The following is a 10,840-nucleotide window of genomic DNA, read 5'->3' as shown; positions in this document are numbered from 1 at the left end:
ACACCCCGTCTCCGAAGAGGTCACGGGTATCGACTTGGTGCGGGAGATGTTCCGTATCGCCGACGGCGAGCCGCTCGGTTACGACGACCCGGAGATCCGTGGTCACTCGTTCGAGTTCCGTATCAACGGTGAGGACGCCGGCCGAGGCTTCCTCCCCGCCCCCGGCACGGTGACCACCTTCACCCCGCCCTCCGGCCCCGGCGTCCGCCTGGATGCGGGTGTGGAGTCCGGCAGCGTGATCGGCCCCGCCTGGGACTCGCTCCTGGCGAAGCTGATCGTCACCGGCGCCACCCGCGAGCAGGCCCTGCAGCGTGCTTCGCGTGCGCTGGCGGAGTTCAAGGTCGAGGGCATGGCCACGGTGATCCCCTTCCACCAGAAGGTCGTCACCGACCCCGCCTTCACCAGCGACCCCTTCCGCGTCCACACCCGCTGGATCGAAACCGAGTTCACCAACGACATTCCCCCGTTCGCCAGCCCGGCCGCGGGTGAGGAGGCGGAGGAGACCGGCCGCGAGACCGTCGTGGTCGAGGTCGGCGGCAAGCGCCTGGAGGTCTCCCTCCCGGCGTCGCTGGGCATGACCATCGCCCGCACCGCCGCCGCCGGCGGCGCCAAGCCCAAGCGTCGCGCCGCCCGCAAGTCCGGCCCCGCCGCCTCCGGCGACGCCCTCGCCTCCCCCATGCAGGGCACGATCGTGAAGGTCGCGGTCGAGGAGGGCCAGCAGGTCAACGAGGGCGACCTCGTCGTCGTCCTGGAGGCGATGAAGATGGAACAGCCCATCAACGCCCACCGCTCCGGCACCATCAAGGGCATCACCGCCGAGGTCGGCGCCTCCCTCACCTCCGGCGCCGTCATCTGCGAAATCAAGGACTGACCGGCCCTGCCGGCCCCCGCCCCCGTTACCCGTCCGCACCACGAAGCGAGAGACCATGTACTTCCGCATACTCGGACCGCTCGAGGCCATCGCGGGTGGCAATCCCCTGTCCTTGGGCGGCATCAGACAGCGTTCCGTGCTCGGCCTGCTGCTCCTGCAGCCCAACCGGGTCGTGGCGACGAGCAGGCTCATGACGGCGATGTGGCCGGACCTGGCCCCGCCGTCCGCACGGAAGGTCATCCAGAACTCCGTCTGGTCGTTGCGGCGGCTCCTCGCCGACACGTCACCGGAGTGCTTCGGCGAGCCGAGGGTGGCGCTGCTGACCAAACCACCCGGCTACATGCTGCGGGTCGACGCCGACCTGGTCGACCTGCACCGCTTCCAGCGGCTGGTCGAGCAGGGCCGGGCCGCGCTGGCGGCCGGCGACCCGGAACAGGCGGGCCAGGTGCTGCGCCGGGCCCTCAACCTGTGGCAGGGGCCCGTCCTCGCCGATCTCGTCGAGGCCGGTCTCGACACCGCCGAGCTGGTCGCCGCGCAGAAGTGGGAACTGGCGGCCCTGGAGGACTACTTCGAGGCGCGGCTCGCCTGCGGCCGGCACTTCGCCGTGCTCGGCGAGCTGGAGTCGACGGCCGCTTCCCACCTCCATCGGGAGCGGCTGTGCGGGCAGCTGATGCTGGCGCTGTACCGGTGCGGGCGGCAGGCCGACGCGCTCGCCGCCTTCCGCAGGACCCGCGTGGCGCTGCGTGAGCAGCACGGGCTGGAGCCCGGCCACGAACTGCGCCGCCTGGAGATGGCGATCCTCAACCAGGACCCGGCGCTGACCCTGCCCGGCCCGCGCGCCGACTTCGCCCTGCTCGGCCACAGCGTCGCCTGAGCCCTCGGCCGCCCCCCACCCGGCCCACCTGGCCCCCCATCAGATCCCCCCACCCCTTCAGACTTCCCGGGCGGTGGCCTCTCCGGCACCCCCGCACCGCCCGGGATCCCCTTTCCCCCCTTCCCCCCTCTTCTCATCGACTCACAGGAGTACAAGCATGTCGTTATCCACGGACGCCGTGCGGACCGCTCCGGCGGCCACCGCCACGGCTCCACCGGCCCCCGTCGAGGAGCGGATGGGCGCCCGGCGCTGGTGCATCCTCGCCGTGCTGTGCACCGCCCAGTTCATGGCCGCCCTCGACTTCTCCATCGTCAGCGTCGCGCTCCCCACCATCGGTGAGGACCTCGGCTTCGAACTGTCCTCGTTGCAGTGGGTGATCACTGCGTTCGCCCTGCCGTCGGGCGGGTTCCTGCTGTTGTTCTCCCGGGCGGGCGACCTCTACGGGCGCCGCAAGTGGTTCCTCGTGGGGCTGGTGCTGTTCACCGTGACCTCGCTGGCCGGCGGCCTGGCGCAGGAGCCCACGCTGCTGCTCGTCGCGCGCGTCGGGCAGGGCCTGGCCACCGCCATGATCGTGCCCACGGGCATGGCGCTGCTCACCACGTCGTTCCCCGAGGGGCCCCTGCGCAACAAGGCGCTGGGCATCAACGGTGCGCTGCTGTCGCTGGGCTTCACCGTCGGCGTCATCCTCGGCGGCGTCATCACGCAGTCCCTCAACTGGCGCTGGACGATGTTCATCAACGTGCCGGTCGGCATCCTCTCCGTCGTCCTCACGCTGCTGCTGGTCGCCGAGTCGCGCAACGCGGAGAAGGGCTCCCTCGACATACCCGGCGCGGTCACCGTCTCCGGCGGGCTGCTCGCCGTCATCTACGGGGTGACCAGCGCCGACCGGGACGGCTGGGGGGACCCGGTCGTCCTCGGCTCCCTCGCCGCGGGCGTGCTGCTGCTCGTGGCGTTCGTGGCGGTGGAGTCGCGCAGCGCCTCGCCGCTGATCCCGCTGCGCGTCCTGACGCGCCGTACCGTCGGCTGGGGCAACTTCGCCGGCCTCGTCACCTTCTCGATGATCACCTCGGTGGTCTTCCTGATGACGATGCACATGCACCAGGTGATGGCGTACAACCCGCTCCAGATCGGCCTGTGCTTCGCCGCCCTGGGCGGCGCGATGATCGTCGCCGGTCCGCTGGTGCCCCGCCTGGTGCGCCGCTGGGGCCCGGGTGCGACGCTCGCGACCGGACTGGCCGTGCAGGCCGCCGGTACGTTGCTGCTGCTCCTGCTCGGCACCCACGGCGGCCTCACGATGCTGCTCGTGGGCACCGGCGTCGCCGGCTGGGGCCACATGATGGCCGTCGTCTCGTACACCATCGCCGGGACCAGCGGCCTGCCCGACACCCTCCAGGGCGCGGCCAGTGGTCTGGCCACCACGGCCCAGCTGGTCGGGCTCACCATTGGCACGCCCGTCATCGGCGCGGTCGCCACCGGCCGTATCGCCTCCCTGGAGGGCTCGGCGGGGGTGCGCGAGGCCACCGTGTCCGGTGTGCACCTGGGCCTCGTCGTCATCGCCGCGGTCGTCGCCGTCGGCGTGGTCACCTCCGCCCTGATGCTGCGCGGTCCCCAGGCGGCGCCGGTGGCCGCCGGCCAGGACGCCTGACCTCTCCCCACGCCCCTTCTCCGATCTCCGAAGGAGTCCCCGACCGTGCCCGTAGCACTGTCCGCCTCGCTGAAGCAGCTCCTGGACTCGCCCGTCTTCGTGACGGTCGCGACCCTCCAGCCCGACGGCAGCCCGCAGCTGAGCGTCGTCTGGATGAAGGCCGACGGCGACCAGATCCTCTTCGTCACCTCGTACGGCACCCGCAAGGAGAAGAACCTGCGGCGCGACCCGCGGGTGACCATCATGGTCAACCCGCCCGAGACGCCGTACACCTTCGCCTCGGTCAGCGGCACCGCCGAGTTCACCGACGAGAACGGCGCCGAGCTCCTCGACGAGCTGTCCGTGAAGTACAGCGGCAAGGTCTACGCCGAGTTCAGCCCCGGCAACGTGCCCGCCGCCGACCAGCTCCTCGTCGTGCGGGTCACCCCCACCCGGGTCGCGGGCGGGCTCGCCTGATGCACCCCGGGAGAGGGGCCCTGCCGCGTGCCGGCCGGGCCCCTCTCCGTGCTGTCCTGCGCCGTGCGTCAGGCGAGGTGATGGGCACCGTGCAGTTCCCGTTCCGTCACCTCCTCGCGCCGCGCCTCCCGCTCGGGCGCCGGTGCCGGTGCCGAGGCCGGTTCCGGGGCGGCCCCCGGCGTCGACCGCTGCGCGATGAACGCGCCGACCAGCACCATCAGCCCGCCCAGCAGCTGCGCGCCGGCGAGGCGTTCGCCGAGCAGGGCCCAGGCGAGGACGGTGGCGATGACCGCCTCCAGGCAGGCCACCACCCCGGCGACCTGGGGCGAGAGCCTGCGGACCGCCAGCACGCCGGTGAGGAACGCGGCGACCGTCGACACCAGCACGATCCACGCGACCAGCGCGGCGCGCGGCACCTCCAGGCCGCCGAGCCCGGCGCTGCCGCCCAGCGCGGACCAGTCGAGCCGCCACGGGCGCGCCACCGCGGTCAGGACGGCGGCACCCACGAGCAGGCCGTACGCGATGACGGCCACCGGGGAGACGGCCGCACGCCCCTCCTCGGCCTGCCCCTGGTCGGACAGGAGGAAGTAGCCGACCTGGCAGGCGGCGGCGCCGAGCGCCAGTGCCAGCCCGACCGCGTCGAAGGCGAGACCCGACCACACCTGGACGACGCAGGCCAGGCCGGCCACGGCCAGCACCACGCCGACCGCGGCCGCCCGCGTCACGGGCCGGCGCTGCACGAAACGCACCCACAGCAGCACCAGGGCGGGCGCCAGGTACTCGACGAGCAGGGCGACGCCGACGGGAACGTACGACAGCGACGCGAAGTAGAACGCCTGCACGCCTGCCACGGCCAGCAGCCCGAAGCCCAGCAGCAGGCCGGGCCGCTGCCGCAGCGCCGCCCGGTGGTGGACGGCGAGCGGCAGCATGACCAGCGCGGCGCCGGCGACCCGCAGCCACACCACGTGCAGGGGGTCGATGCCCGACTCGATGAGCGGCTTGGCCGCGACGCCCGAGCCGCCGAACGCGAAGGCCGAGGCGACGGCCAGGGCCAGACCGGTACGGGTGGTGCCGGGGGTCCCGCTCGTACGGTCGCTCACACGGTCACCGCCGTTCCGGCCGCCAGCACCTCGGGGTTCGCCAGGCCGTCCACCGGCAGCCCCGCCAGGGCGGCACGGACCGCGTCGAGCACGGTGGTCGCCGCCCGGTCCTGCGCCTCGGCGGTGCCGGCGCCGATGTGCGGGGTGCACACGACCGAGTCGAGGTGGGGCAGCGGGGAGCCGGTGGGCGGCTCGGTCGCGAAGACGTCGAGTGCCGCACCGGCGATCCGGTCCTCGGCCAGGGCGCGGGCCAGCGCCACCTCGTCGACGATGCCGCCGCGGGAGGTGTTGACCAGGCGCAGCGTCGGCTTGGCCAGGGCGAGTTCGCGCTCGCCGATGAGGTTCCTGGTGGCGGGCGTGAGCGGGACGTGGAGGGTGAGGACGTCGGCGGTGGCGACGAGGTCGTCCAGCGGCAGCCAGCTCACCCCGCGGGCGTGCGTGAAGTCGGGGGACGCGTACGGGTCGTGGGTGAGCAGCTCCACGCCGAAGGGGGCGAGGCGCTCGGCGACGAGCTGCCCGATGCGGCCGAAGCCGACGATGCCGACGCTCTTCCCGCTGAGCTCGGAGCCCTGGAAGTCGGCGCGGCGCCACTCGCCGGCCCGGACGGAGGCGGAGGCCGCGGGGATGTTGCGGAACATCGACAGGATGAGCCCGACGGTCAGCTCGGCGACGCTGGTGACATTGGAGACGGGGGCGTTGACCACCATCACGCCGGCGCGGGTGGCCGCTTCGACGTCGACGTTGTCCAGGCCGACGCCGGCGCGGGCGACGATGCGCAGGCGGGACGCGTGGTCCAGCACCTCGCGGTCGACCTTGGTGGCGCTGCGGATGACGAGGGCGTCGGCGTCGCGTACAGCGGCCAGCAGGGCGGCGCGGTCGCTGCCCCGGCACTCGCGGACGTCGAACGCGGTGTGCAGCTCGGCGGTGAGGTGCGGGGGCAGTGGGTCGGAGATGAGGATCGAGGGCCGGGACACGGCGGCATTCCCTTCTGCTTCGGCTACGGCTGCTGTTTCTGTCTCTGCTTCTGTTTCTTCGTCCAAGTCGGCTTCCGCGAACGGCATTCCCAGCGGCTCAGGCATGGCGGCTCAGGTCGTGGAAGAAGCCGGGGGCGGGCTGGGCGAGGCCCCGGGCGAGGGCCTCGCGGTAGACGTGGGTGCCCACGGCCAGGTCGAGGATGCCGAGCCCGAACGGGGAGAAGACGACCGGCCGGTCCGTGGGCACGGTCACGGTGCCGCGCAGCACGTCGTAGAGGGTGCCGTCGACGAAGTCGCGGTTGCCGGTGGCCTGCTCCAGCAGGTGGGGCGAGGTGTCGGCCTTCAGGCAGTGCTCGATGTCGTCGAGCACGTTGAACGAGCCGCGGAGGATCTCCGGGTCGAGGTCGCGGAGGGAGACGTGCAGCACGGTCGGGTTGTGCGAGAACCAGGCCGGCTCGTGGATGTGCGGGGTGGGGGCGGTCGTGGCGAACACGATCAGGCCGGAGGCGCGCACGGCCTCCTCGGGCGACTCCTGCACCGTGATCTTCGCGGAGGTGCGCTCGGCGAGGTGGCGGGCGAAGCTCTGGGCGTACTCGCGGCTGCTGTCGTGGATGCTGATCTCGTCGAACTCCCAGCCCGTGCCCTGGAGGTGGGTGAAGAGGTAGCGGGCGATGAGTCCGGTGCCGAAGAAGGTGACGCTGCGCGGGCGTTCCCGGTCCCGGTGCAGTTCGCGGGCGGCGAGCGCGGCCGAGGAGGCGGTGCGGGTCGCGCTGATGATGGAGCTCTCCAGGCACGCGAACGGGTAGCCCGTCTCGTGGTCGTTGAGGATGAGCACGGCCGAGGCCCGGGGCAGGCCGCTGGTGATGTTGTGGGGGAAGCTGGAGATCCACTTGATGCCGTCGACGGGCCGTTCGCCGCCCAGCGCCGCGGGCAGGGCGATGATGCGGGCCTCGGGGCGGTCGGGGAACCGCAGGAAGTAGCTGGGCGGGTTGACGCTCTTGCCCTCGCCGTGGGTGAGGTAGGCGTCGCGGACGACGTCGAGGACGCCGGTCTCGTCGCCGGCGAGGATGTCGTGGACGGCCTTGCCGCCGATGACGGAGAACTCGGGGACGGCGGGGGTGGTGGCTGCGGTGGTGTCGGACACGGGTGCTCCCGGGGAGAGTCGGAGGGGAAGGGCGGAAGGGGAGATACGGGGACGGGGGTGGGCGGTCAGCTGCCGACGAGCGTTCCGGCCGGGGCCGGCGCCAGCGGGTCGTCGTCCGTGATGTCACCGAACCGGGCGCGGACCCAGACGTCGTCGTACACCGAGTCGAGGTACCGCTCGCCCAGGTCCGGCGAGATGCCGACGGACAGCGCCGTGGGGCCGGCGTCCGCCAGCCGCTGCCAGGCGCCGGCCAGGACGGTCCCGGTGGAGCCGCCCAGCAGGTAGCCGCGGCGGGCCAGGGCGCGGCACATCCGTACCGCCTCCTGCTCGGGGACCATCAGGACCTCGTCGACCACGCTCTCGTCGACGATCTCCGGGCGCCGGCCGGTGCCGAGGCCCGGGATGTGCCGGGTGCCGGGCGGGCCGCCGAAGGTCACCGAGCCGACACTGTCCACGGCCACGATGCGGGCCGGGTGGCCGATGTGCTTGAGGTAGCGGCCGGTGCCGGTGAGGGTGCCGGTGGTGCCGGCACCGATGAACAGGTAGTCCAGGTCGGGGAAGGCGCGGACGATGGCCGGGCCGGTGGTGTGGAAGTGCGCGCGCCAGTTGTTGTCGTTGGCGTACTGGTTGAGCCAGAGCGCCCCCGGGTCCTGACGGCACAGCTCGTGCACGTGCCGGATCCGGGCGCCGAGCAGGCCCTCGACCGGGTCGGGCTCCGAGATGACGACGACCTCCGCGCCGTACGAGCGCATCATCCGCAGATGGCGCTCGGTGCAGCGGGTGTCGGTCACGCACACGAAGCGGTAGCCGCGTTCCGCGGCGAGGGCGGCCAGCGCCACGCCGAGGCTGCCCGAGGACGATTCGACGATCGTGGAGCCGGGGCGCAGCAGCCCCTCCTCCTCGGCGGCTGAGATCATGCTCAGCGCCGCCTTGGCCTTCACGGAGCCCGCGAAATTGAAACCCTCGCACTTGAGGAAGAAACGCTTTCGGAACGACGGGGTGAGATCCACGAAAATGTCGTCCGGTCTCAGATCCAGAGGCGACGTCACAATCTCCGGTGATTTCCTTTCGGATTTCATGGGCATCACGCTACGGGGGCGCCGAGCGGGCAGGCAACCGCCAAATCCTGAAAATGGTCGGGGAGTTACCGGTTCATGGAACGGGAAAGCCGAGAAAAGGCGGTCCCGGAGAATTCCGGAACCGCCGTTCTCCGCCTTCCCGGTCCGCTCACACCGGGGCCGGCAGGGCGTCCCGCACGAGCGAGGCCACCTCCTCCCGGCAGTCGTCGAGGCAGAAGTGTCCGCCACGCAGCAGCCGGATGTCGGTCGCCGCGGCCGACAGCCGGCGCCAGGCCGCGGCCCCCGCGCCCGTCACCAGCGGGTCCGCGTCGCCCACCAGCACGGTGAGCGGGCACGACAAGGGCTCACCGGGCGACCACACGTACGCGCTGAGGGCCGCATAGTCCGCGCGCAGAGCCGGCAGAGCCATGGCCATCAGCTCCGGCTCGTCCAGAACCCGGCTTCCGGTGCCGCCCAGCCGGCGGATGTGCGCGAGCAGCGCCTCGTCGTCCCGCACCCGGTCGGTGGCCAGCGGCCCGGTCGTGGGGGCGTCACGGCCGGACACGAACAGCCGGGCCGGCCCGGCACCCGGCAGCCGCTCCAGGCGGCGCGCCGTCTCGTAGGCGATGAGCGCGCCCATGCTGTGGCCGAACAGGGCGTACGGCACCGCCTCGTCGCGGGCGCGGATCTCGGCCGCCAGGACGTCCGCGATCGCACCGATGTCCTCCCAGGCGCGCTCCCGGTACCGGTCCTGGCGCCCCGGGTACTGCGCCGCGGCCACCGCCACGGCCGGCCCGGCCGGGGAACCGCCGGCCAGCGTCGCGGCCAGCGGCGCGAACGCGCCGGCCGAACCACCGGCGTGCGGGAAGCAGTACAGCCGCAGGCCCGCGGCGCGGTCCGGGGTCAGCGTACGGAACCAGCTCGTCATACGGGCCGCCATGCCGTGCCCGCCCGCAGCGACCAGCCCACGGACGCCGGCCTGCCGCCCGCCGCCGACCGTGGCCAGGGCGGCACCTCCGGCTCCGCCGCCCGGCCGGCGTCCCGCGCCGCGGCGAGCGCCGCACCCCGCGCGCACAGCACGGCGACGACCGCCGCCACCTGCTCCGCGTCGGGGCTGCCCTTGTCGATCCGGATGCCGTGCCCGTTCACTGCGGCTGGTTCCCGTGCTTGCGCGACGGCAGCGGCGCGCTCTTCGCCCGCAGCATATCCAGCGCCGCGATCAGCCGCATCCGCGTCTCCGCCGGATGGATGACGTCGTCCACCAGGCCGCGCTCGGCCGCGTAGTAGGGGTGCATCAGTTCCGACTTGTACTCCTTGATCCGGGCGGTCCGCGTCGTCTCCGGGTCGTCGGACGCGGCGATCTCGCGGCGGAAGATGACGTTGGCGGCGCCCTCGGCGCCCATCACGGCGATCTCGTTGCTGGGCCAGGCCAGCGCCAGGTCGGCGCCGATCGACCGCGAGTCCATGACGATGTACGCGCCGCCGTACGCCTTCCGCAGCACCAGCGAGATGCGCGGCACCGTGGCGTTGCAGTACGCGTACAGCAGCTTCGCCCCGTGCCGGATGATGCCGCCGTGCTCCTGGTCGACGCCCGGCAGGAAGCCCGGCACGTCCACCAGCGTCACCAGCGGAATGTTGAAGGAGTCGCAGAACTGCACGAACCGCGCCGCCTTCTCGCTCGCCGGGATGTCCAGCACCCCCGCCAGAGCAGCCGGCTGGTTCGCGACGATCCCCACGACCCGCCCGTCCAGGCGCGCCAGCGCGCACACCACGTTGCGCGCCCAGCTCTCGTGCACCTCGAAGAACTCGCCGTGGTCGACGACCTCCTCGATCACCTTGCGCATGTCGTACGAACGGTTCGCGTCGACCGGCACCAGCTCGGTCAGCACGTCGTTCCGGCGGTCCGCCGGGTCGTCGCACTCCTCGACGGGCGCCATCTCACGGTTGTTCGACGGCAGCAACGACAGCAGGTGCCGCACGTCCTCCAGGCAGCTCTCCTCGTCGTCGTACGCGAACCCGGCCACCCCGGAGAGCGACGTATGCGTGTCCGCGCCACCCAGCCCCTCGTGCGAGATCTCCTCACCCGTGACCGCCTGCACCACGTCCGGGCCCGTGATGAACATCTGCGAGACGCCCCGCACCATGAACACGAAATCCGTCAGCGCCGGGCTGTAGGCGGCGCCGCCGGCACACGGCCCCAGCATCACGCTGATCTGCGGAATCACCCCGGAATTGCGGACGTTGCGCTGAAAGATGCCGCCGTAGCCGGCCAGCGCGGTCACACCCTCCTGGATGCGTGCGCCCGCACCGTCGCACAGGCCCACCACCGGGGCGCCGGCCGCCTCCGCCAGGTCCATCAACTTGTGGATCTTCTCGGCGTGCGCCTCGCCCAGCGCACCACCGAAGATGCGGAAGTCGTGCGCGTACGCGAAGACGGTGCGGCCGTGCACCTTGCCCCAGCCGATGACGACACCGTCCGTGTACGGCTTCTTGTTCTCCAGGCCGAACCCGGTGGCGCGGTGCCGGCGCAACGTCTCCACCTCGTGGAAGGTGCCCTCGTCGAAGAGCAGCGCGATGCGCTCACGGACGGTCAGCTTCCCCTTGGCGTGCTGCGCCTCGGTCGCGGCGGGCCCCGGCCCGTTCCTGGCCTGTTCGTAGATCGCCTGCATTTCCGAGGCGAAATCTGAGCGGTCCTGCACGGCAGTCATTTCCTCGCGA

The 10,840-nt window shown here is 72.4% G+C and carries 11 protein-coding genes; 4 read left to right on the top strand and 7 right to left on the bottom strand.

Annotated elements, in window-relative coordinates:
• From IE305_RS29110 to IE305_RS29095, 4 genes are all read left to right on the top strand, one after another.
• On the top strand, nt 1-871 hold an 871-nt coding region (locus IE305_RS29110), incomplete at its 5' end, for a biotin/lipoyl-containing protein (RefSeq protein WP_190132795.1).
• A 55-nt stretch (nt 872-926) separates the two neighbouring features.
• Nucleotides 927-1,745: an AfsR/SARP family transcriptional regulator gene (locus IE305_RS29105; protein ID WP_190132794.1), complete on the top strand. Its 819-nt coding sequence runs from the start codon at nt 927-929 to the stop codon at nt 1,743-1,745.
• 157 nt (nt 1,746-1,902) lie between these two features.
• Nucleotides 1,903-3,390 carry an MFS transporter gene (locus IE305_RS29100; protein ID WP_190132793.1) on the top strand — a complete coding sequence of 496 codons (1,488 nt, stop codon included), beginning with the start codon at nt 1,903-1,905 and terminating at the stop codon, nt 3,388-3,390.
• A gap of 45 nt (nt 3,391-3,435) precedes the next feature.
• The gene (locus IE305_RS29095; protein WP_190132792.1) at nt 3,436-3,846 is read left to right on the top strand and encodes a PPOX class F420-dependent oxidoreductase; all 411 of its coding nucleotides are present in this window, start codon (nt 3,436-3,438) and stop codon (nt 3,844-3,846) included.
• 68 nt (nt 3,847-3,914) lie between these two features.
• Here the strand turns inward: IE305_RS29095 and IE305_RS29090 are convergent, their stop codons facing one another.
• From IE305_RS29090 to IE305_RS29060, 7 genes are all read right to left on the bottom strand, one after another.
• On the bottom strand, nt 3,915-4,946 hold the full coding sequence (locus IE305_RS29090; RefSeq protein WP_190132791.1) for an EamA family transporter: 1,032 nt from the start codon (nt 4,944-4,946) through the stop codon (nt 3,915-3,917).
• The gene (locus IE305_RS29085) at nt 4,943-5,920 is read right to left on the bottom strand and encodes a hydroxyacid dehydrogenase (protein ID WP_190132790.1); all 978 of its coding nucleotides are present in this window, start codon (nt 5,918-5,920) and stop codon (nt 4,943-4,945) included. Before IE305_RS29085 ends, IE305_RS29090 begins: the two co-directional genes overlap by 4 nt.
• 97 nt (nt 5,921-6,017) lie before the next feature.
• Nucleotides 6,018-7,064, bottom strand: a complete 1,047-nt coding sequence (gene sbnB, locus IE305_RS29080; RefSeq protein WP_190132789.1) for a 2,3-diaminopropionate biosynthesis protein SbnB — start codon at nt 7,062-7,064, stop codon at nt 6,018-6,020.
• A 65-nt stretch (nt 7,065-7,129) separates the two neighbouring features.
• Entirely contained in the window at nt 7,130-8,143 is a 1,014-nt protein-coding gene (gene sbnA, locus IE305_RS29075) for a 2,3-diaminopropionate biosynthesis protein SbnA (protein WP_190132788.1), read from the bottom strand.
• Between the two features lie 148 nt (nt 8,144-8,291).
• On the bottom strand, nt 8,292-9,050 hold the full coding sequence (locus tag IE305_RS29070; RefSeq protein ID WP_190132787.1) for a thioesterase II family protein: 759 nt from the start codon (nt 9,048-9,050) through the stop codon (nt 8,292-8,294).
• The gene (locus IE305_RS29065) at nt 9,047-9,271 is read right to left on the bottom strand and encodes an acyl-CoA carboxylase epsilon subunit (protein WP_190132786.1); all 225 of its coding nucleotides are present in this window, start codon (nt 9,269-9,271) and stop codon (nt 9,047-9,049) included. The genes IE305_RS29070 and IE305_RS29065 overlap by 4 nt, the downstream gene beginning before the upstream one ends.
• On the bottom strand, nt 9,268-10,791 hold the full coding sequence (locus tag IE305_RS29060) for an acyl-CoA carboxylase subunit beta (RefSeq protein WP_229891667.1): 1,524 nt from the start codon (nt 10,789-10,791) through the stop codon (nt 9,268-9,270). Before IE305_RS29060 ends, IE305_RS29065 begins: the two co-directional genes overlap by 4 nt.
• Nucleotides 10,792-10,840 lie beyond the last annotated feature (49 nt).

It is taken from the genome of Streptomyces mashuensis, from assembly GCF_014654785.1.
In the GTDB taxonomy this organism is placed as follows: Bacteria; Actinomycetota; Actinomycetes; order Streptomycetales; family Streptomycetaceae; genus Streptomyces; species Streptomyces mashuensis.
Note: the sequence above shows the minus strand (reverse complement) of the source record. Positions and strands in the feature narration are given on the sequence as shown.